The 21,980-nt window shown below is 68.6% G+C and carries 18 protein-coding genes; 6 read left to right on the top strand and 12 right to left on the bottom strand.

Going from position 1 to position 21,980, the window contains the following annotated elements:
* Positions 1-8: 8 nt before the first annotated feature.
* From KL771_RS19755 to KL771_RS19720, 8 genes are all read right to left on the bottom strand, one after another.
* Positions 9-1,259, bottom strand: a complete 1,251-nt coding sequence (locus KL771_RS19755; RefSeq protein ID WP_261970240.1) for an FtsX-like permease family protein — start codon at positions 1,257-1,259, stop codon at positions 9-11.
* Positions 1,256-2,035, bottom strand: coding sequence for an ABC transporter ATP-binding protein (locus KL771_RS19750; RefSeq protein WP_261970239.1), 780 nt, complete (start codon positions 2,033-2,035; stop codon positions 1,256-1,258). The genes KL771_RS19755 and KL771_RS19750 overlap by 4 nt, the downstream gene beginning before the upstream one ends.
* Entirely contained in the window at positions 2,013-2,552 is a 540-nt protein-coding gene (locus KL771_RS19745; protein WP_261970238.1) for a hypothetical protein, read from the bottom strand. Before KL771_RS19745 ends, KL771_RS19750 begins: the two co-directional genes overlap by 23 nt.
* A 40-nt stretch (positions 2,553-2,592) precedes the next feature.
* Positions 2,593-4,323, bottom strand: coding sequence for an alkaline phosphatase (locus KL771_RS19740; protein ID WP_261970237.1), 1,731 nt, complete (start codon positions 4,321-4,323; stop codon positions 2,593-2,595).
* 123 nt (positions 4,324-4,446) lie between these two features.
* Positions 4,447-7,608: a putative bifunctional diguanylate cyclase/phosphodiesterase gene (locus KL771_RS19735; protein WP_261970236.1), complete on the bottom strand. Its 3,162-nt coding sequence runs from the start codon at positions 7,606-7,608 to the stop codon at positions 4,447-4,449.
* A gap of 7 nt (positions 7,609-7,615) precedes the next feature.
* Complete coding sequence (locus KL771_RS19730) at positions 7,616-8,677, bottom strand: TRAP transporter substrate-binding protein (protein ID WP_261970235.1); 1,062 nt, start codon at positions 8,675-8,677, stop codon at positions 7,616-7,618.
* A 230-nt stretch (positions 8,678-8,907) separates the two neighbouring features.
* Entirely contained in the window at positions 8,908-9,303 is a 396-nt protein-coding gene (locus KL771_RS19725) for a hypothetical protein (RefSeq protein WP_261970234.1), read from the bottom strand.
* Between the two features lie 170 nt (positions 9,304-9,473).
* Complete coding sequence (locus tag KL771_RS19720) at positions 9,474-10,751, bottom strand: flavin monoamine oxidase family protein (protein ID WP_261970233.1); 1,278 nt, start codon at positions 10,749-10,751, stop codon at positions 9,474-9,476.
* 202 nt (positions 10,752-10,953) lie between these two features.
* Between KL771_RS19720 and KL771_RS19715 the strand changes: the two genes are divergently transcribed.
* The 5 genes from KL771_RS19715 to KL771_RS19695 all read left to right on the top strand — a co-directional run bounded on the left by KL771_RS19715 (position 10,954) and on the right by KL771_RS19695 (position 16,517).
* On the top strand, positions 10,954-12,189 hold the full coding sequence (locus KL771_RS19715) for a BaiN/RdsA family NAD(P)/FAD-dependent oxidoreductase (RefSeq protein WP_261970232.1): 1,236 nt from the start codon (positions 10,954-10,956) through the stop codon (positions 12,187-12,189).
* Positions 12,190-12,348: 159 nt separating this feature from the next.
* Positions 12,349-13,845, top strand: a complete 1,497-nt coding sequence (locus tag KL771_RS19710; protein ID WP_261970231.1) for a xylulokinase — start codon at positions 12,349-12,351, stop codon at positions 13,843-13,845.
* A 1-nt stretch (position 13,846) separates the two neighbouring features.
* Positions 13,847-14,788, top strand: coding sequence for an ABC transporter permease (locus tag KL771_RS19705; RefSeq protein WP_261970230.1), 942 nt, complete (start codon positions 13,847-13,849; stop codon positions 14,786-14,788).
* 35 nt (positions 14,789-14,823) lie between these two features.
* Positions 14,824-15,768, top strand: coding sequence for a sugar ABC transporter substrate-binding protein (locus tag KL771_RS19700; protein ID WP_261970229.1), 945 nt, complete (start codon positions 14,824-14,826; stop codon positions 15,766-15,768).
* Complete coding sequence (locus KL771_RS19695; RefSeq protein ID WP_261970228.1) at positions 15,765-16,517, top strand: ATP-binding cassette domain-containing protein; 753 nt, start codon at positions 15,765-15,767, stop codon at positions 16,515-16,517. The genes KL771_RS19700 and KL771_RS19695 overlap by 4 nt, the downstream gene beginning before the upstream one ends.
* A 31-nt stretch (positions 16,518-16,548) precedes the next feature.
* On the opposite strand, the gene KL771_RS19690 is transcribed toward KL771_RS19695, so the two are convergent.
* Together KL771_RS19690 and KL771_RS19685 are read right to left on the bottom strand one after the other, a co-directional pair.
* A complete protein-coding gene (locus KL771_RS19690; RefSeq protein ID WP_261970227.1) occupies positions 16,549-17,190 on the bottom strand; it encodes a glutathione S-transferase family protein in 642 nt (213 codons plus the stop codon).
* Between the two features lie 263 nt (positions 17,191-17,453).
* On the bottom strand, positions 17,454-17,717 hold the full coding sequence (locus KL771_RS19685; RefSeq protein WP_261970226.1) for a con-10 family general stress protein: 264 nt from the start codon (positions 17,715-17,717) through the stop codon (positions 17,454-17,456).
* Between the two features lie 305 nt (positions 17,718-18,022).
* On the opposite strand from KL771_RS19685, the gene KL771_RS19680 reads away from it, so the two are divergent.
* Positions 18,023-18,760 carry an 8-oxoguanine DNA glycosylase OGG fold protein gene (locus KL771_RS19680; RefSeq protein WP_261970225.1) on the top strand — a complete coding sequence of 246 codons (738 nt, stop codon included), beginning with the start codon at positions 18,023-18,025 and terminating at the stop codon, positions 18,758-18,760.
* 327 nt (positions 18,761-19,087) lie between these two features.
* Here KL771_RS19680 and fumC read toward each other — a convergent pair whose 3' ends face one another.
* Positions 19,088-20,485 carry a class II fumarate hydratase gene (gene fumC, locus KL771_RS19675; RefSeq protein WP_261970224.1) on the bottom strand — a complete coding sequence of 466 codons (1,398 nt, stop codon included), beginning with the start codon at positions 20,483-20,485 and terminating at the stop codon, positions 19,088-19,090.
* A gap of 130 nt (positions 20,486-20,615) precedes the next feature.
* Positions 20,616-21,692, bottom strand: coding sequence for a DUF2336 domain-containing protein (locus KL771_RS19670; RefSeq protein ID WP_261970223.1), 1,077 nt, complete (start codon positions 21,690-21,692; stop codon positions 20,616-20,618).
* Positions 21,693-21,980: the final 288 nt, after the last annotated feature.

Here is a 21,980-nt window from a genome sequence, read left to right as displayed (position 1 = left end):
CTCCGGCGTCAGGAGCGCAAGGCCTCGACCACCGGCTGGCGGGTCGCCGCCAGAGCCGGCAGGATCGCGAACAGGCTGCCGAGCCCGGCCATGGCGGCCGCGAAGCCGATTTCCCCGGCGCCGATCGTCGCCGACAGGGCGAGCCCGGTGCGCGCCGCGATCGCCCAGGACAGCGCCGTCGCGGCGAACCAGCCGAGCCCCAGGCCGAGCAGCGAGCCGGCCGTGGTCAGCGCCGCCGCGCCGAGCCAGACCACGGCGGCCACATAGGCCCGCCCGGCGCCGAGCGCGCGCAGCACCGCATAGCGCCGCCGCCGCGCCCCGACCAGCGTGACGGTCAGCAGCAGGATGGCGAGAAACACGACCGCATCGTCGAGCGCGGCGACCAGGACCAGGATGTCGCGCAGGTCTCCGACGGTGCCGTAGAGCGAGACCAGCACTTCGGCCGGGAAGACCGCCGTGGTGCCGCCCTGCCGGTATTCGCTGCGCAGCCGGTAGGCATCGAATACCGCCTTCGGCTTGACCACCACGATCGGTACGCCCGGTACTGCGGCGGCGTCCCAGGGCGGGCCGATCGGCGCCGTCTTCGCACCGTCCGCGGCGCCGGCATGGCCGTCGCCGAGGCCGTGGGTCGCCCAGACCGTCTCGACCGGCACCAGGATGGCGCGATCCCATGGCGAGCCCAGGCGCGGCAGCCGTCCGACCACGGTCAACCGGACCGCCTCGTGGCGATGGCTGGCCTCCTCGGCGTCGCTCTCGCCGGGAACGTGACGGTGGCCGGCCGTGGCATGGGCCGGGGTGAGGCTGCTGCCGAGGCCGAAGCGCACGTCGGCGCCGACGATCGCCTCGCCGGGGGCGGCGAAGACGCGGCCTTCCGCCGGTGCGATCCGGCCGAACCGGGTGGCGAAGGCGGCGCTGGTGCCGATCACCGGATAGCCGGAGACGATATCCCCATAAGCGAGCGGCGCCGCGCCGGTGACGCGCGGATCGGCGGCGAGCCGGGCCAGCACGGCACCGTCGATCAGCGGCAAGGCCTCGACCTGGAGGTAGACGCCGGTCAGGACCATCTGCGTCGGGCTGCCGGGGGCGCCGACGAGCAGGGGGAAATCGTCCGCCGCGCGCGCCGAGGCCTTGCGCAGGGCGCGTTCCTGGGCGCCGACCGCGATCCCGATGGCGACCGCCAGCCCGACCAGCAGAACCGCCACGACGCCGCCGAAGCGCATGGCGCGCAGGTCGGCCAGGACCATCGGCAGCGGGTTCACGCTGCGGCTCCCGAAGTCGGGACGGCTGCGACCTCGGCGCGGCTCATGCCGGCCGGATCGACCAGATGTCCCGCCTCCAGGCGCAGGATTCGGTCGGCGCGGGCGGTCAGGAGCGGGTCGTGGCTGGCCATCAGCAGCGTCGCGCCGCGCGCGCGGGCGGCCGCGAGGATCAGATCCGCGATCGCCGCACCGGTTGCCGGGTCGAGGCTGGCGGTCGGTTCGTCGGCGATCAGGAGCGGCGGGTCGGCGAGCAGGGCGCGCGCCACCGCGACGCGCTGCTGCTCGCCGCGCGACAGGCGCCCGGCGCGGCGCTGCGGATCCGGCAGGCCGGCGGCGGCGATCAGGTCCGAAGCCCGGCGGCGGGCCGCGGCGGGTACGCGAAATCCGGCAAAGCTCTGCGGCAGCAGGACATTGTCGAGAATGGAAAGCTCTCCGACGAGATGGAAGTCCTGGAACACGAAGCCGACGGTGCGCCGCCGCCAGGCTTCCCGGCTCGCCTCGCCGCAGGCCGAGACTTCGCTCTCGCCCCACAGCACCCGCCCGGCATCCGGGCGCCGCAGTCCGGAAACCAGTTCCAGGAACGTCGACTTTCCGGCGCCGGACGGCCCGGTCAGCGCCACCGCCTCGCCGGGCGCCACGACCAGCCGGTCGATGGCCAGGCCGATCGTGCGCGCGCCGCCGGCATCGCGATGTTCGACGCGAATGCCCTCGAGCCGCAGGAAGGCCGCTCCTGCGGGCGCCGGTGACGGCCGGTCAGGCGCGGCGGTAGCGGGCATCGCGTATCCTCAACTGGCTGACGAAGCCGGAGTCCGGGTCGGTCCAGGACCCGAGGTCCAGCCGGCCGGTCACCAGGACGCGCGCCCCGGCGGTCACCAGCGGCGACGCCTCGGCCAGATAGACGACCACGATATCGACCGGCCAGTCGGCATCCGACTGGCAGAAGGGACAGATGGCCAGCGGTTCGCGGGTCAGGACGAAGAAGTCGCTTTCCGCCTTCAAGGGCGGCGCCATGTAGCCGGCGATCTGCACCGGCCGGCCGGTCAGCGCAACGACAGGATCGGCGAACTGGTAGCCGAGCACGCCGAAGCTCTTGTAGAGCCCTTCGAAGGTGATGGCGACGGGATCGCCCGCCGCCGCCGCCAGAGCCGGCGACGACGCGGCCCAGGCGAGCGCCGACCCGAACCCGAGCGCCGGCCCGAACCCGAGCGCCGGCCCGAACCCGAGCGCGAGGCCGCCCGCCCGACCGAGGCGGGCGAGACAGGCGCGGCGGTCGATGCGGGCAACGGTCACCATCGCGAACTCCGGACGGATGTGCCGCTGCGCGGCCGCATCCTCACTCCCGGCCGAGGCCGAGGGCGGTGACGATGGTACGGAACACCCGGGTATTGTCGAGGCGGCCGCGGAAGGCTTCGGCGCCCGGGCCCTGGGCGGTCAGCAGCACGTCGTCGGCGGCATGGACGCCGCTATTGGCCGTCGCCGGCAGGTTGCCGGTGACCCGGACCGCGCCCGGCTGGCAGTATTTTTCGTTGGCGACGAAGGTGCCCTTCTCGGCCCCGGCCACGGCCGGGACGAACTCGGCGTCGAGATGCGGCTTGGCGTCGAAGCAATGGTCCGGGTAGGAACCGAAGCTGTAGGCGAGGCGCAGCGGCAGGTCGACCGTTTCCGGATAGCCGTCGGCATCGGGCTTGTATTGCGGGAACTTCGACTTCTCGTAGACGCCGAGCTTCTCGCGCGGGGTCTGGCCCGGCAGGCTGTCGTCGTAGGTGCCGATGATGCCGACCATATGGGCATGGTCGGGGACGACGATGATCAGCGTGTCGTTGTTCCGGGCGGCGAAGTCCTTGGCCACCTTGACGGCGTTGTCGAGCATGATGGTGTCGAACACGCCGCGCTCCCAGTCGAGCGAGTGCTTGTACTTGTCGATGCGGGCCGATTCGACCATCAGGAAGAAGCCCTTGTCGCTCTTGGCGAGCGAGTCGATCGCGAGCCGGGTCTGTTCGGCGAGGTCGGGCTGGTCGGGGAACCGGGCCGTCGTGCCCTTCTTGAACTTGCGGTCGTAGGCACCGTCGACATTGCCGGTGTTGAAGAGGCCGAGCACCTTGGCGCGCCCCTCCGCGAAGGCGGCGCGCATCTCGGTCGCGGTCGACACGAAGGCGTAGCCGTCGGCCTTGAACTTCTCGACGAAGTTCTCCTCGTCGGTCCGCTTGGAGCCCGGGACCGCCTTCGGCAGGAAGTTCGGCGAGCCGCCACCCATCATGATGTCCGGCTTCACGTCGTAGAACATCTTGACGATGTCGTTGTAGTCGGAGCGGCGCCGGGTATGCGAGACCACGCCGGCCGGCGTCGCGTCCTCGATCTCCGAATTGGTGATCACGCCGAGCGCCATGCCGGCCTTGCGCTTGACCAGTTCGCCGATGGTCTCGACCTTGGGATGATCGAGCGTACCCTTGGCGCGCGAGCAGTAGACGCCCATGGCGTTGACGCAGCTCTTGTGGCCGGTCGTATAGGCGCTCATCGAATTGGCGCTGTCGGTGACCACCGAATCCGTGCCCGAGGTCGAGATCAGCGCCATGTTGGGCATGTCGTCCATGGCCAGTTCGCCGCCGTAGCGACCTTCGACCAGACCCTTGGACAGGATGCGGGCCGCGGTCCGGTCGGTGACCGACAGGCCGTCGCCGACGAACAGGATGACGTTGCGGGCCGTCCGGGCCGGGGTGCCGAACACCTCCCAGGCGACCGTCCGGGTCTTGTCGCCGGCCTTGGCGACCACCTCGTAACGGCCCGGCTTGGCCACCGTGGCGCCCCGGATGATCAGGGCGGAATGATCGAGGCCGTCTTCCTTCTGGACGAAGCTCGCCGCCGCGCCGAACACCTTGGCCGGATCCTCGCCGTTCACGGTGACCGAAACCGCATCGGAGGCGGGAGCGCCGGGGAACTCGACCTTGAAGTCGAACAGGCTGCCGGCGAGGATCTCGGCCCGGTCGAGCGGATAGATCGTCTGGGCGGCGGCCGGAAGGGCGGAACTGAGGGCAGCCAGGACGGCGATCGGAAGGGTGCGGCGCATCGGATGCTCCTGCGGCGATGAGGGTCCGCCCATCCATGAGCGTTTGCTGTGACAGGTCTGTGAAGCCGGGCGGCCGAAGGTGTGGATCGTGCTCGGGCTCTCGGCCATGCCGAGGGGGCCGTTTCAGTGGTTCGTCCCGCTGCGAGCGATGCGCGGCGCGACGGGAATCTGTGCCGACAGGTCCAGTTGGGCCAGCGCCGCCAGGATCGGCTTCGGCTTGCCGAGCAGATAGCCCTGGCCCTCGGTGCAGCCGAGGCGGCGGACCAGATCGAGCTGTTCCTTGGTCTCGATGCCTTCCGCCGTGGTCGCCATGCCGAGACGCTGGGCCAGTTCGACCACGGATGTCACGATCGCGGCGCAGTCCGAGCGGGTCGTGGCTTCGCGGACGAACAGCTTGTCGATCTTGATCTTGTGGAACGGGAAGCGGCGCAGGTAGCTGAGGGACGAATAGCCGGTGCCGAAATCGTCGAGCACGATGCGTACGCCCAGATCCCGGAGCCTGTGCAGATGGGCGATGATCCGCGGATCGTCGCCGAGCAGGGCGGATTCGGTGATCTCCAGTTCGAGCCGCGACGGCGCCAGGCCGGATGCGCCGAGCGCGTCGATGATGATCGGGACGGTCGAATCGTTCTTCAGCTGGACCGGCGACAGATTGACGGCGACCATCAGGTCGGCCGGCAGGCCGGCTATGTCGGCGGGTGCGCGATTGATCGCCCAGGCGCCGATATCGTTGATCAGCCCGGTCTCCTCGGCGATCGGCACGAAGTCGGCCGGCGAGATGACGCCTCGCTGCGGGTGGTTCCAGCGCAGCAGCGCTTCGAAGCCGAGCACCCGTCCGGTCGCCAGTTCAAACAGCGGCTGGTAGGCGAGGGAGAACTGCTCCTCGCGCAAGGCCCGGCCCATTTCCTCCTCGATGGCCATCCGCTGCAGCAGGCGGGCTTCCATCCTGGGTTCGAACTGCGCGTAGGTGCCCCGACCGCTGCCCTTGGCTTCATAAAGCGCCAGGTCGGCATTCTTGAGCAGGCCGTCGACATCGGCGGCGCGCTCCCTGGCCAAGGCGGCGCCGATGCTGACCCCGATCGTCACCATGCGGTCGCCGAGCGTGAACGGCGCGCCGATGGCGGCAATGATCCGGTCGGCGACGGCGCGGGCTTTGACGCCGGCATTGCGGCTGCGCAGCGCGACGGCAAATTCGTCGCCGCCCAGCCGGGCGACGAGATCGGAGCGGCGCAGACTGGCGCGCAGGCGGGCGGCCACGCCGGCCAGGAGCAGGTCGCCGGCCGGATGGCCGAGCGTGTCGTTCACGTCCTTGAACTTGTCGAGGTCGAGACAGAGCAGGGCCACCTCTTCGCCGCGTTCCTCGGTCTCCGCCAGCATGGCTTCGAGCCTGGTGCGGAACAGAATGCGGTTCGGCAGGCCGGTGACCGGATCGTGGTGGGCCAGGAAGCGGATGCGCTGCTCGGCCCGTTCCTTCTCGGTCACGTCCTCGTAAATGGCGACGAAGCCGCCTTCCGACATCGGCCGCTGCGTGACCGACAGGGCGAAGCCGTTCTTGCCCGAGGCGACGAAGGTCCCCGACTGGCGTTGAGCCGCCATGTCCAGCTGGCGCCGGCTCATCTCGCTCAGGACGCTCTGGTCGATCATGCCGCTGTTGCTGCCCGTGACGAACAGCGCCTCGATCTTCATGCCCTGGCGGATCGGGCTGTCGTGACCCAGCATGGTTCCGAAACGCTCGTTGCAGACGATGACGGCACCGTCGGCGTCGGCCATCAGAAGGCCGTGGGGCATGTTGTTCAAGGCGGCGTCGAACAGGATGTTCTGGGTGCGCAGAGCCCGGTCGCGCTCCAGCAGGACCTTGTTCTGGGCCTGCACCACCGCCATGGTCTCGTTGATGCGGTCATGGGCGGCGCCGAGTTCCTCCTGCGCCTTCTTGATCGCGGTGATCTCGGTCCGGATGCCGACCACGCCGCCTCTGGCGGTGCGCCGCTCGGTCACCAGAATCCAGCGCCCGTCGGGCAGGAGCCGCTCGATGGTCTCGCTCGCCTCGTGGTGCGAGGCGACGGCCCGGCGGACGAACTGCTCCAGATCGTCGCCGGCCTGAGGATACTGGCCGGCGAGCGCGCCGCCGCGGATGATGTCCTCGAACAGGGCGCCCGGCTTGATGAACGGTTTGCTTGCCGCGTAGAGGTCGCGAAATCGTTCATTGCAGACGATCAGACGGTCGTCGGCATCCCACATCACGAAGCCGTCCGACATCGACTGGATCGCGTCCTCGAGCTGAAGCTGGGCGCGCTGGCGTTCGCCTTCCAGCCGGGCCTGCCGCTTCAAGGCGGTGGAGAGACTGGCCCCGAAGGCGACGATCAGAAGGCCCGCCAGCGTGGTGATCGCGATAATGCGGTTGCGGTCGCGCAGCCATTCGGCAAGGGCGACGTCGGTTTGGAGCGACGCCTCGATCTGGATGCCGTCATAGAGTGTAACGCGCGAACTCGACAGGGTGGAGCGGCGATCGTCCGAGGCCGCCGCCTGCGGCGGGCCGCCGGGCGCAGCGTCGGAGAAAGGTCTCTTGACGGATGCCGCCATGGCCAACTCGTCCTGAGGCACCATGGCCAGCAATCGGCCGTCCTGGCGTTCGAGACGCAGGTGGATGCCCGGTACGGTGATGAGCGAAGACAGCGTTGTCGTGATCCCGTCGATCGCGATCTCTGCGATCGCGACCATCCGGCCCTGGCCCGGAACGGCCACCGAGCGTGCCAGATAGGCGACCCAGTCGCCGAACATCGGATCCCTTTCGGGGCCGAGCAGGATGCTCGATCCGATCGGTACCCGGCTCGCCTGCACCCACAACGGCGTCGAGGGCAGAAGCGGACGCTGTTGGGCGGAAGCCCATGGGGTGCCGTCGGGCGACAGCAGGATCAAGTCGCGAAAGGCGAAGTTCTGGTCGTTCAGGCTGCGCAGGATCGCCTCGGCGACCTTCTTGCGCACAGCACCGTCTTCACCCGCCACCACCTCTCCCAGCATGACCGGCAGACTGACCAGCGCGCTGTCGACCTGCAGCATGTGCCGGTTGAAGAGGCTCTGCGCGACCTTCGTCGAGCGGTCGAGTTCCAACTCGGCGGCGTTCAGGGCCGTCCGGCGCGTGTGTTCGAGCACGATCGCGACGCCGCCGATCAGAAACGCGAGAACCAGCAGCACGCCGACGGCCAGGGCCGCGTGAAAGGGGCGGCGGACGCCGTGAAGGCGGGGCCATTCCGTGCCGGGTTCCGGTCCGTCGAGGGCGCTCGTCATCGGGCTCTCACCGTATCGGCGCCGGTGCGGGGACAGCCTGAACGGAGCCGCCGCCCTGAGGCTCGACCACGGCGATTCCGGTCGGTTCGGCCAGGATCTCGTTCCAGGTCCGGGCACAATTCGCGCCACAGCGTGCGATCCAGCGCGGCAGGACCGTATCGACCAGCAGCTGCCGGCGAAGGGCCTCGTCCTCGGACCTGGTCGGAACCAGCCTCATCTGTCCGCGCCGACCGGCGGTGCAGGTCGGCTGACCGAGATTGCATGCCATGCCGGCGCGGGTATCGGCTTCGGCGGAGTCCCAGATCCGGCGCTCCAATTCCTCGATGCCCGCACGCAGTACCGTCTGAAGATCATCCGGTATCGTATTCCAATAGGCCGAGTGGGCGGCGAAGACGGAGACGCCCCAGGTAATCGCCATGCCGTGTACGTGGCTCGTCACTTCGTGCAGGCCGATCTGGTTGCCGCTCAGTGTGCCGGTGACGGCGCAATCGGCCAACCCCTTGAGGATGACCGGTACGGTTTCGCTGAAGGCGGTCTGGACCGGGATCGCCCCGATGGCGCTGAACAGTTCAGACTGCCCGATGGCAGAGGTACGGATCCGGCGTCCGGACAGATCGCTCAGCTGGTGGAACGGTTTCTTGCAGAAGACCACCTGTGCCGGGTAGACGTAGATGGAGAGCAGCTCAAGGCCGTATTTCCGGGCCAGCAGGGTCGCGATGCGCGGCCGAAGGGCGCCGACGGTTCGGCGCAGGCTCGCAAAATCGGGGTTCAAGCCGGCCAGATCGAGCGCGTTCAACTCGGGCTCTTCGCCGGCCAACGACGCCAGGATCGTCCCGAGGGGGACCACGCCGGTCTGCATCAGATGCAGCATTTCCTGGGCGCGCAATCCGGCCAGGTCGAAAGCGTGGATCCGTGCGGTCAGCCGCCCCTGGCTCAGGGTGGCGATGTCCCGCGTCCAGAAGGGCTCCTCGAAACGGGTGTACTGGCTGACATTGCCGAGGCCGCCGATCACGTTCAGTTGTATCGGCTCGGCAGTCGCCGCGCCTGTCCAGGCGATCATCGCCGCCATGATTGCGTGTCGGAGCCCGTTCAGCCAGCCCATTCCTCGGCACCTCGACATGCCCGCTCCTGAGCGCGCCCCAGCACCGGCAAGGAATACCCGTCAATCCTTAAAGCTTCGGAACGTTTTTGGCGCGGCATGGAACGGTCCGGTTGCGGCACGGCGCGCCGCCCGACCATGCGAAAAGGCTCCGGCCGCCTCGCGGCGGCCGGAGCCCCTGTCCCCTGTCTGCGGGGAAATCAGTGGCTGGTGGCGGCGCGGCCGACCACATAGCCGGTGCCGGCGCCGACGGCGATCGCCTGGACGGCGGTCGGGTGCCAGCCGAGGATGTGCAGGTGCTTCTGGCCGATCCAGCCGGGATGGGCATGCAGGGCGCCGCCGGCAATGCCGCCGACGATGATGCTGCCGGCGACGATGGCGTAGCGCACGTCGGAGATCGGCGCGCCGTTGGCCTTGTAGTAGCCGCAGTTGACGAAGTCCTGCGGGACGGAGCTGGCGCAGGTCTGGGCGACCAGCTTGGCGCGGGCGGCCGGGGTGTTCAGCGTCGCATTGTAGTCGTCGATCCAGCCGGCCGACGCAGAGGCGGTCATGGCGATCGAGACGACGGCAGCGGCGGCAACACTCGCAAGCTTCATGGAAAGACTCCGAACTCTGTACAGTGGAGATGCTGGAGCGGATGCTCCGGCACCATTGCGTCTATGGGAAATAACCGTCGAAATCAACGATTGATTGGGTCCTTGGGCGGGTCGATTGCACGCTTGGTGAAGTCGATCTGCGTCTTGAGGCTAAATTTGAATCGAATGCATTAAGCTCCGCCGCCGGACGGACGGCCGCTGTCGCGTCCGACGGCCGCGAGAGCCTCCTCGGCGGCCCGCCGACCCGACCAATAGGCGCCGTGTGCCGTCGAATAGGCGCTGCCGTGGGTCGCTTCGCCGGCGAAGAACAGGCGGTCGTCGACCGGAGCGGCGAGGCGCGCGCGGTCGGCGGCACGACCGGGCAGCGCGATCGAATAGGAACCGCCTGCGAACGGATCCTGCGCCCAGGCGGTGACGGCGACCGGTTGTAAGACCTTGCGGATGTCCGCGCCGAACAGGCCGGCCAGTTCGTCGAGCGCGAAGGCCGCCGCGGCGTCCGGGCCGGCCCGCTCCAGGTCGCGCGCGAAGGGGCCGCCGAAATAGGCCTCGACGATCGGCCAGCCGAACCGGCCCAGGTGATAGCTGCCGGTCCCGGCGCGATCCTTGGCGCCGAAGACATGGCCCGCCGGCAGGGCAGCCGGGTCGAGGATGGACAGGAAGACCTTGTCGGCGACGCCGAGCGGCAGGCCGGCCGCAGCCGTCTGGTGGTCGGGCAGGGCGGGAAAGAAGGCGATCTGCCCCGATGCCAACATGGGTGTTGGCACGGTGACGATCGCGGCCCGGCAGGTCAGGGTCCCGCGCGGCGTCTCCAGACGGATGCGCGGGCCGGAATGGTCGACGCGCGTGACCGGGCAGCCGGTGACGATCGGCAGGCCGGCCGCATGGGCGGCGACCAGCGTGCCGTAGCCGGCGGGCAGGCGCCAGTTCTCCTCGGTATCCTCGTAGGCGTCGAAATCGTGGATCGAGGTCTCGGCGAGCGAGGTCCCATTGATGTAGCTGTTGATGGCCTCGATCAGCGGCGTCCAACGCCCGGCCGGGTCGACCAGATCGCTCGCCGGACGGTCCGGCCCGGGCGCGGCTGCGGTCTCCGCCAGACGGCCGAAGAAGCTGTCGAGCTCGGCCCGGTAGGCCTCGATCTCGCCGGGCGCGAACAGGGTGCCGCCGGCCTGCGTGCCCCAGGCCGGATCCGTGCGGTCGATCGCGAAGCCGCCGGCCTCCGCGATCGCCGTCCAGGGATTGCGGCTCGCCGAATGCAGCCAGGCGCAACCCATGTCGAGCGGATGCGGCGCGCGGTCGACGACCGTCCAGGCCCGCCCGCCGACGCGATCGCGGGCTTCGAGGACGATCGACCCGACCCCGGCCTCGGCGAGGCGCCGGCCGGCCGCGATCCCGGCGGCACCGGCGCCGATCACGGCAACGTCGATCTCGTCGGGCAGGGAACGGCTCATGAAAGACCTCGCGATGGCCGCCGGGTGCGGCCCAATGGTCAAAGTGTGTGGGGCTCGATCGAACCGGATGGCTACCGTCGGTCTCGATCGAACCACGAGGGATCGGCTCATCTAGGCCGCGCGGCCGGACCGGTAAAGGGACGGCGCTTGCGTCGGCCGGGGCGATCCCGCATAGCTCCGGTCCATTGCGTGAGGAGTGACCATGGCCGATCGTCCCGAAGTCGCCGTCATCGGCGGCGGCCCCGCCGGGCTGATGGCGGCCGAAACCATCGCTGAGGCCGGCGCGCGGGTGACCGTCTACGACCGGATGCCCTCGGTCGGGCGCAAGTTCCTGATGGCCGGCCGCGGCGGGCTCAACCTGACCCATTCGGAGCCGTTCGAGCGTGTCCTGACGCGTTATCGCGAGGCGGCCGAGCGGCTGCAGCCGGCGCTGGAGGCGTTCCCGCCCGACGCCCTGCGCGCCTGGGCCGAGGCGCTCGGCGAGCAGACCTTCGTCGGTTCGAGCGGCCGCGTCTTCCCGAAGAGCTTCAAGGCCTCGCCGCTGCTTCGTGCCTGGCTCGGCCGGCTCGGCGGCCTGGGCGTGACGTTTCGGCCGCGCTGCCGCTTCGTCGCCTTCGCGGCCGATGGCGGGCTCGAATTCGAGACGACGTCGGGACCCGAGACCGTACATCCCGCGGCCGCGGTCTTCGCGCTCGGCGGGGCCAGTTGGCCGCGGCTCGGCACGGACGGGACCTGGGTCGAGCCGTTCCGGGCGGCCGGACTCGCGGTCGCACCGCTGCTGCCGGCCAATGCCGGCGTCGAGATCGCCTGGTCGGACATCTTCCGCGACCGCGCGGCCGGCGAGCCTTTGAAGCGGGTCGCCCTGACGGCGGCCGGCGAGACCGTGCGCGGTGAGGCGCTGGTGACCGCCGAAGGGCTGGAGGGCGGCGCCATCTACGCGCTCACGGCGGCGATCCGGGCGGCGCTCGCGACCGGCCCGGTCTCGCTGACGGTCGATCTGAAGCCGGACCTCTCGGCCGGGGAACTCGCGCGCGCATTGGAGCGGACCCGGTCGCGCGACAGCCTGACCAACCGCCTGCGCAAGGGCGCCGGTCTCGCGCCGGCCGCCATCGGTCTGCTGCGCGAAGGCCATGGCCGCGACCTGCCGTCCGATCCGGCCGCCCTCGCGGCGCTGATCAAGGCCGTCCCGCTCGCCGTTACCCGCGCCCGCCCGCTCGACCGGGCGATCTCGTCGGCCGGCGGCCTCGCCTTCGAGGCACTCGACGAGAATTTCGCCATCAGCGGCCGGCTGGGGTGCTTCGCGGCCGGAGAGATGCTCGACTGGGAGGCGCCGACCGGCGGCTACCTGCTGCAGGCGGCCTTCGCGACCGGCGCGGCCGCCGGTCGCGGCGTGATTGCGTATATGGGCCTTACGCGGGATGATCCGGCCGAAGCCTGACCGTGCCGGGATCCGGCACCCGGTTCCTGGCTCCGACGGGTCGGAGGGCGGGGCAAGGTCCTAAAATCTCTGAGCTTTCGATCGCCATGCCTTGACGGCGCCCCGGTGCCGGCCGATGGTCCGGGCTCCCGCCAACCGCCTGCGACCCGAACCGATCCCGTGCAGACCGTTCTCGCCTGTGACCTCGGCGGCACCAGCTTTCGCGCCGCACTGATCGATGCCGGCGGGGTGACGATCGCCGAGGCGGCGCGCCCGACCGGCATTCCGGTCGCCCCCGACGGTCGGTCTGAAGCCGATCCCGAAGTCTGGTGGCAGGCGCTGATCGACTGCGCCGGCGATCTGGCGGCAGCGGCGCCGGAGGCCTTCGCTGCTGTGGCGGGGATCGGCATCTGCGGCATCACCCGCAGCCAGGTCTTCCTCGATGCCGGCGGCGCGCCGCTCGGCCCCGCCGTCACCTTCCGCGACAGCCGTGCCGCCGCCGGTCTCGACGGCCTGCGCCAACGCCTGCCGCCGGATCATCCCGAGACCGGCCAGGTCAATGCCGCCCATCCGGTCGCCCGGCTCGCCGCGCTGCCGCCGGCCGTGCGCGACCGGCTGGCCGCGGTGGTCGATCCGAAGGACGATCTCAACCGCCGCCTGACCGGCCGGGTCGCCAGCGATCCGGTCTCGCTTGCCCGCCTCGCCGCCGCGGCGTGGCCGGGGCCGGACGGCCGCAGCCTGCTGCAGGCGATCGGTCTTCCGGCCGGTATCGTGCCGGACCTGCTCGATCCGACGGCCGCGGTCGGTCCGGTCATCGGCGGCCTGCCGGCGCCGCTTGACCGGCTCGCCGGACGGCCGGTCTTCTGTCTCTGCAACGATACCTGGGCCGGCGTCCTCGGTCTCGGCGCGCTGCGGCCGGGCTACGCCTATGATCTGTCCGGGACCACCGAGGTGCTGGGCCTGGTCGACGACCGGCCGCTCGCCGCACCGGGGCTGATGACGGTCGACTGGGGCGGCGGGCTGCACCAGCTCGGTGGTCCGAGCGACAACGGCGCCGATACGCTCGCCTGGCTGGTCGATCTCCTCGACCAGGGCGAAGGCGACATCGGCGGCGCGCTCGACCGCCTGCTGGCGGGTCCGCGCGATCCCAGGCCGCTCCTGTTCCTGCCCTATCTGCAGGGCGAGCGCGTGCCGCTCTGGCAGCCGCAGTTGCGCGGCGCCTTCCTGGGGCTCGATCGCCGGCACGGGCCGGCCGATCTGGCCTGGGCGCTGCTCGAGGGCGTCGCCTTCACGAACCGGATGGTGCTGGAGCGGGCCGAGGCGGCGGCCGGGCGCCCGGTCGTCGAGGTGCGCTTCGGCGGCGGCGGGGCCGGCAGCCGGGTCTGGGCGGCGATCAAGGCCGATATCCTGGGCCGGCCGGTCGTGACTGCCGGAATCCGGGAGCCGGGTCTGCTCGGCACGGCGATCGCGGTCTGGACGGGGCTCGGCCGGCATGCTTCGCTCGGTGCCGCGCAAGCCGCCCTGACCGGGACCGGCCTGCGCTTCGATCCCGATCCGGCCCGCCGCACCCTCTACGAGCCCATGTTCGACCTGTTCCGCCGTTCCGTCGATGCCGTCCTGCCCGTCTCGGAGGCGCTCGGCCGTCTCCGGACGCCGCACCGAGAGAGTGCCCCCTGACATGCGCGCCATTCTCGAAACCTGGGGCACCGCGCTCGCCGGCCTCGCCGTGGTTCTGTTTTTCGTCGTCGCTGCGCCGAACTTCGCCTCGCCGACCAATCTCCTCAACATCGTCAAGGAGACCAGCTTCCTGGCGATCCTGGCAATCGGCTTCACGCTGGCGCTGATCACCGCCGAGCTCGATCTGTCGATCGCCGACGTGGCGAGCCTGGCGGCGGTGGTCACCGGCTTCCTGATCCATGGCGGCCAGCCGCCGGCCGTCGCTGTCGGCGCCGGGCTCGGCGTCGGGCTCCTGTGCGGCCTCGTCAACGGTATCTCGGTGACGCGCCTGCGGGTCCCTGCGCTGATCGCCACGCTCGGCATGGCCGCCATGGCGCGCGGCTTCGGCTTCATGCTGACCGAGGGCGTCTCCTTCGTCGGCCGCTGGCCGACCGGCTTCACCGGGCTCGCCCGGGCGGGCGTCTGGGGCATCCCGGCGCTGGTGCTGTGGATGGCCGGCGCGGCCGCGCTCGCGCTCGTGCTCGTCAAGGCGACCCGGACCGGCGCGCGCATGACGGCGACCGGGGAGGCCGAGGAGGCCGCCCGGCTCTCCGGCATCGCGACGGCCCGGATGAAGCGGATCGGGCTGGCGCTGTCGGGCCTTGCCGCCGGCCTGACCGCGGTGCTCTTGACCGCCAGCCTATCCTCGGCCGCCCCCAACATGGCCGGCGACTATTTCCTCTACGCCATCGCGGCGGTGCTGCTCGGCATGACCATGGTCGAGCCCGGCCGCGCCAACATTCCCGGCACGCTGATCGCCGCGCTGACGCTGAAAGTGCTCGGCAACGGCCTCGTCCTGATGGGCGCGGCCTATTACGTGCAGGACATCGTGCTCGGTTTCATTATCATCGCCTCGGTCGCGGTCTCGGCCTCCGTCATGCGCAAGGCCCCGCTCCGCCTCTGACAGTCTCAAGCTCCGGACAGAACGGGAGATCCACCATGCTGAAGCCCCTCGTCGCCGCCGCGGCCGGTCTTGCCGCCCTTCTGGGGGCGAGCGTCGCCGCACCCGCCTTCGAAGTCGGCATCGTCGCCTTCCAGATGTCGTCGGAGACCCATGCGCGTGCCGCCAATGCGGCCGCCGACGAGGCCAAGAAGAACGGCTGGTCGGTCACCCTGCTCAATTCCGAGGGCTCGCTGCCCAAGCATACCGAGCAGCTCGACACGCTGATCCAGAAGAAGGTCGACGCCATCGTGGTCGCGATGGGCAAGCCGGTCGAGGCCGAGGCGCAGCTGAAGGCGATCAAGGACGCCAAGATCCCGCTGGTCACCATCATGGCCGGCGCGAGCCCGCATACCCTGTTCGACGTGCAGGTCAACGAATACAAGGTCGGCGCGGAGGCGGCGCTCTACCTGCTCGGCCAGCTCGGCTATCAGGGCAACATCATGACCGTCCGCTTCGACGGCAATGTCGGCACCCGCATCCGCGGCAAGGTGCTGGATGCGGTCCTGTCGGAGAATACCGGCGTCAAGGAACTCGGCAAGTTCTCCATGGCCCGCACCCAGAGCTGGCGCGACGACGTGCGCAACGGCATGCAGGCGCTGGTGCTGAAGAACCAGGGCCAGTTCAAGGGCATCTGGGCCTCCTTCGACGGCCAGGCCTATATCGTCGACGACATGCTCAAGGCGCAGGGGCTGAAGCGCGGCGACGTGGTGCTGGTCTCCATCGACGGCGGTGCCGAGACCTATCGCCGGATCGCCGATCCGGAGAGCCTGATCAGCGCCACCGTGGCGATCCCGTTCGAGGCCATGGGCCGCAAGGCCTTCGAGGCCGTCGACGGTCTGGTGCGCAAGAAGCTGACCAAGGAGACCTTCACGGCCGGCCCCTACCTGTTCATGGATGCCGAACTGGTCGATGCCTCCAACGTGAAGTCCTATCTGAAGTGACGCCGATCCTCTCCCTGGCGGGCATCACCAAGCGCTATGGCGGCGTCGAGGCGCTGAAGGGCGTCGATCTCGACGTCCACCAGGGCGAGATCCTGGCGGTGTGCGGCGACAACGGCGCCGGCAAGTCGACCCTGATCCGGATCGTCTCCGGCGCCCACGAGGCGTCCGGCGGCGAGATGCGGCTCCACGGCGCGCCGGTCGTGTTCCGCTCCCCGCATGATGCGCTGACGCGCGGGATCGCGACCATCTACCAGGACCTCGCCCTCGCGCCGCGGCTGTCGATCGCCGAGAATGTGTTCATGGGCGCCGAACTGGTGCGGCCGCTGCTGCTGCCCTTCGTCAGGGTGCTCGACCGGAAGGGCATGCGGACCGCCGCGCGCGGCTATCTGGAGCGGCTGCAGGTGCCGGTCACCGACATGCGCAGGCCGGTCGAGCGGCTGTCGGGCGGCCAGCGCCAGGCGGTCGCCATCGCCCGTGCGCTGCACTGGAACGCGCGGCTGGTGATCATGGACGAGCCGACCGCCGCCCTCGGCGTGAAGGAGACCGGGCTGGTGCTCGATCTGATCCGCCGCCTTAAGGCGGAGGGGCGCACTGTCGTCCTGATCAGCCACAACATGGCCGACGTGGTCGCGCTCGCCGACCGCGTCGCCATCCTGAAGGGCGGCCGCAAGGTGATCGAGCGCCCGCTGAAGGGGCTCGATGCCGACACGCTGGCCCATATGGTGATGACCGGCGTCGACCGGACCTGACGGCGGCGGGTCGGCTGCGGGCCGTCCGGCGTCAGGCGGGCACGAGCCCGTTCGGCATCGCCTCGTAGGGCGCGCGCCAGCCGGGCAGTTCGGACAGCCGGTCGGCCCAGGCCGCGACGGCCGGGAAGTCGCGGTCGAGGTCGAAGCCGGTCTCCTCGACGGGGTAGAACATGTATCCGGCCATCGAGATGTCGGCGATGGTCGGCCGGTCGCCGATGATGAACGGCCGGGTCGACAGGCGCTTCTCGGCCGTGGCGAGCGCGCCGCGGGCGCGGGCGGCCAGGAAGGCGATCACCTCCGGATGGCCCTTCGGCTCGGCCAAATGCCGGAGCCAGCGATGCGTCGCGAAATAGCTGGTGAATTTGTGATTGTCGAACAGGATCCAGCGCCAGATCTCGCGGCGCTCGGCCTCCGTTTCGGCACCGAAGCGTCCGAGTTGCCCGGCGAGATAGTCGAGAATGACGCCCGACTGACTGAGCCGCTCACCCTCGTGTTCGAGCACCGGCACCTCGCCGAGTTCGCTGATCCCCTCGCGAAACTCAGCGCCCCGGGTGGCGCCGCCGAAATAGTCGACGAAGACGGGCTCCCAGTCGGCGCCGCTGAGGTCGAGCATCATCGCGACCTTGTAGGCGTTGCCGGATTGGGCGAAGCAGTGGAGCTTGAAGTCGGCCATGGCTCTGTCGTTCCGGTCCGCAGCGATGGGAGACCCGGCGCCGGCGGCAGCCGAACGCGCGCGAGGTATCCAGCGTCAAACATGGAGATGCCCTGCCGGCGCCGGTCGGACGCAGGCAGGGCCACCGGAACCATGGCGTCGAGTGGAGAGGCGGACAAGCGCATTTCGTTGATGCCAGGCATCAACCGGATCGATGGGCGGGCGCGGGCGGATTCGGTCCGCTGAGCCGCAGGCATCGATGACACCGCACACGTGTCGGGTGCTTACGTCTCGCGGGTACGGTCCGAGGCTTGGCCGCCCTTGCGGCCGGCCGTGGCGGCCAGTTCCCGGCTGCGCGAGAAGCTGCGCTTCTCGTCCGGGACGCTCTGGCCACCCTTGCGGCCGGCGGCTGCGGCCAGTTCCGGGTTGAGCGAGAAACTGCGCTTCTCGTGCGGCACACTCTCGCCGCCCTTGCGCGCGATCTCGCGCTGCCGGACCGGGTCCATGGCCGCAAAGCCGCGATTCGATTTGATCTTCTTGCCAGCCATCGGTGTCTCCTCAAGCCTCATTGGCGCCCGGGAGATCAACGAACCGGCGGGTGGATGGTTCCTGCCGAGAACCGCCACGTCCGGCGGTACGAGGCGACTCCAATCGAAGTGGCACGATCTGAACAGCTCAATCTGAAAAGCACCGAACCACATGGAAAAGAGACTACTCTAGCCAATCGCTGCTCGATCTACACTACGAAGCTCTATCATTGGCTATCAGACGCGCTTAGGCTGCACGAGGGCGCGGTCGCTATCTGACTTCGCCATATCGAGGGCATTGGGATAGGCGCTTAAGGTATCTTAGTATGCTGAATACTCACCCAACTGATTTTAATGATGAGGCAATGCGTGTTCTTGCTTCCTGTAAAGACGAACATCTATGGCGGGGGCGGCCACTGAAAAAGTGGGTGCACTCCGTCGGTCGTGAACCGAGCGTCGCGCTTCAGTCATTGGCAACCGACTATCCAGATCGTGATCAGATCTCCAAGTTTTGCTCAAATTCGACTCACGATGAAATTGATCTCTTTCTCGCCATTTGTGCTTGGGGTGGTATGAAGGTGAATCACGCCAAATTTGCTCTCGCGCAAGAAGCGGCCTTGCGCGATGCGTTACGAGCTTTGCGCGACCAAGCGTTGGATCGCCGAGAAGCATACTCGATCTTCAAAACGGCTCGCGGCAATGGCCTGCTGCCAGGAGTGGGGCCAGCTTATTTCACGAAATTGATTTTCTTCGTACGTCCGGATTTGCACGGCTATATCATGGATCAATGGACCGCGCGGTCAATAAACATTCTCACCGGTCAGAAGATTGTAAAACTTGGTTATGAAAACAACGTTCTTGACGCTAACGCTGATAGTGACTATGAGATATTCTGTAAAATTCTTGAGAGCATTGCATTAATACTTGGAGTTTGCCCCGAGGTGGCAGAAATGCGACTTTTCAGCCACGGCACTCGCCGGCCTGGCGTGTGGCGAAACTACGTGAAGGGGTGGCCAAGTGGAAACTCCACTGGCCAGAAGACGCCTGTTGCTCAAAGTCAATGATGGGTGTTCAAATTGCGATTTGCAGTTCCCATTTATTACGAACGTAGAATTTTGATATCGAGATTCTAAATCATAAGTCGAGTACACTATAAATGCTGTTTAGGATTTCAGATTGATATAACCGCTTGATTAATTAAACTCAATTCTGAACATGGATATACAGAAATTGCAATATTAACATGCTGGATCTGTGCTAAAATTCTTAACGCTCAGCGACGGAATATCCGAATTCCATTATGATCGCAGGCTCATAATCGAGCTCTCCCCTCACCATGGCGGCGAGTTCACTCTTAGGGCTATTCGTACACTGGGGCCATCAAGTCCTTGCTAGGGATGGGTCATATCGATCGGCACGATGAAGCGGTCGAAATCCTCGGCCGAGACCTTGCCGGAGGCGAGGGCGGCCTCGCGCAGGGTGGTGCCGCCCTTGTGGGCCGCCTTGGCGATGGCCGCGGCGGCGTCGTAGCCGATATGGCGGTTGAGGGCGGTGACCAGCATCAGGTTCTTGTCGAGATTCTCGGTGATGCGGGCGCGGTTCGGCTCGATGCCGCGGGCGCAATGCTGCTCGAAGGCCAGCGCGGCGTCGGACAGGAGCGCGATGCTCTCCAGCACGTTGTGGACCATGACCGGCTTGTAGACGTTGAGCTGGAAATTGCCCTGGCTGCCCGCGAAGGCGACCGCCGCGTCGTTGCCGAAGACCTGGACGCAGACCATGGTCAAGGCCTCCGACTGGGTCGGATTGACCTTGCCGGGCATGATCGAGGAGCCCGGCTCGTTCTCCGGGATGATCAGTTCGCCGATGCCGGTGCGGGGTCCGCTCGCCAGCCAGCGCACGTCGTTGGCGAGCTTCATCAGCGAGCCGGCCAGGGTCCGCAGCGCCGCCGACATGTCGACCAGGGCGTCATGGGCGGCGAGCGCGAAGAACTTGTCGGGTGCGGAGCGGAACGGCTGACCGGTCAATTCCGCGATCTTCTCGGCGGCCAGCGCGCCGAAGCGCGGATGGGCGTTGAGGCCGGTGCCGACCGCGGTGCCGCCGATGGCGAGGTCGAGCAGCCCCGGCAGGGCGCGCCGCACCGCCGCCAGGCCGAAATCGAGCCCGGATACCCAGGCGCCGATCTCCTGGCCGAGCGTGATCGGGGTGGCATCCTGCAGGTGGGTGCGGCCGGTCTTGACCACGTCCGCATAGGCGTCTGCCTTGGCGGCCAGCGTGTCGCGCAGGGTGGTGATCGCCGGGACCAGCCGCGTCTCCAGTTCGGCCACCACGGCGATGTGCATGGCGGTCGGGAAGGTGTCGTTGGACGACTGGCCGCGATTGACGTGATCGTTGGGATGAACCGGCGTCTTGGTGCCGAGCGTGCCGCCGGCCATCTCGATCGCCCGGTTCGAGATCACCTCGTTGGCATTCATGTTCGACTGGGTGCCGGAGCCGGTCTGGAACACGACCAGCGGAAAATGCCCGTCGAGACGCCCGTCGATGACCTCGTCGGCGGCGGCGACGATCAGGCGCGCGGTCGGTTCGGGCAGCTCGCCGAGTTCGGCATTGGCGAGGGCGGCGGCCTTCTTGAGGATGCCGAGGGCGCGGACGATCGCGCGGCCCCAGCGGAACCGGTCGGTGCCGATCGGGAAGTTGCCGATCGAGCGCTGCGTCTGCGCGCCCCAGTAGCGGTCCGACGGCACCGCGACGGCGCCCATCGTGTCGGTTTCGGTGCGGATCTGTTCGGCCATGGCGGGGGTCCCGGTCTTGCGGCAAGACCCGGGATATGGCGTCGATCAGGCCCGGGCGGAAGGTCCGCGCGGCGCCGGGCAGGTCTGCCGGAGGCCGGGAGCGGCGTGGGGCCGGCCCGCGGCGGGCGAATCAGCGCGAGGACATGCGGCTCGAACTGCGCTTTTGGTGGAACTTCAGCGCCCGGTCGGCCGTGCCCGGGGTCATGTCGCGGTATTCGCGCAGCATCTGTTCCGCCTGGGTGGCGCCGAGGCAAAGCCGCTCGCAGCGCAGGCCGGTCAGTTCGCCGTAGACGGCCGTCGAGATCTCCAGATGCCGGCAGATCACCGCGATCGCCGTGGAGTTGACCTTGTGGAGCGCGTTGGAGACGTGGGATTCCGGCACCTCGGCCAGTTCCGCGAGGACGTAGATCACGTCCATCACCCGCTTCTGGCGGATCAGGCTGGCCAGCACCTCGTCGGTCGGCTTGCGCCCGTTCTGCACGTCGACCACCATCGCGCGGACCTCCGCCCGCTGGCGATGCATGTCGAGCCGCGCGACCTCCATCGTGTCCGCAGCCGCTTCGACCACCTCGTCGAGCTTCACCCGGTCGGCCCGGGCCATGTCGCCGAGCGCACGCCGGGCGGCCGGACTGATGATGCGGATGACGTTGTCGATAACGGCGGGCGGAAAGTCTGAACGGTCGATCATGGCGTGGGCGAGCCTGTGATTGGTCGCGGCGACATCGGCGAGACGGGTGGTGGCGCGGCCGGAGAAGCGGGCGCCGCGATTGCGCGTGACGGTCTCCAGGACGGCATCGCCGCCGTGGTCGACCAGGGCATCGGTGACTTTCTCGGGCAAGGTCTCGCGCTGGGCGATGGCGATGCGATGCTGATCCGACTTGCGGCCCGTGATGGCGACCAGGTCGTCGTCGGTCAGCACGCTGGAATAGCGCAGCACCGGCGCCGCGACGGGAGCCTCGTCCTCCGCGAAGGCGAGGGCGAGGGCGCGCGGTGTGCGCCCGACATGGGCGACGCGCTCGGACACCACGGCCCGGTCCGTCACCTGCGTCTGGTGCAGGATGGCCCCGAGCACCTCGCCGAACAGAACGATCTCGCGATCATTGTAGCGTTCGGCACCCTCCACGAAGAGGTCGGAAACGGCGAGGAAGAGCTCCCGCCTTTCCTCACCGAGCCCGGCTCTGGCCAGCTCGACGAGCCTGTTCAACATGATCGGTCCTCCCTGCGGCTTCCGTCCCGGTCCCGGGACGCGCAGCCCCGGGGCTTTGCACGTCCGAGGCGGTCCGAAGGCCAACTCCGACAAATGCCTGATGCCCGCGCGCCGGACGACCGGCGGCCACGGCAGGCAGGACATTTCGAGGGCCAGGATGGGCGAGAAAGATTTCCGATCGGTAGACCGGCGTGGTGACTCTGTTCGAAGAAAAGCCGCTAAAAATCGAGCGGTCCGGCATCTGTCGGTCGAAGCGTCGGGCCAAGACGTTGTTGCAGCTGCATTTGA

Origin of the sequence: Prosthecodimorpha staleyi (genome assembly GCF_018729455.1) — a bacterium.
In the GTDB taxonomy this organism is placed as follows: Bacteria; Pseudomonadota; Alphaproteobacteria; order Rhizobiales; family Ancalomicrobiaceae; genus Prosthecodimorpha; species Prosthecodimorpha staleyi.
Note: the sequence above shows the minus strand (reverse complement) of the source record. Positions and strands in the feature narration are given on the sequence as shown.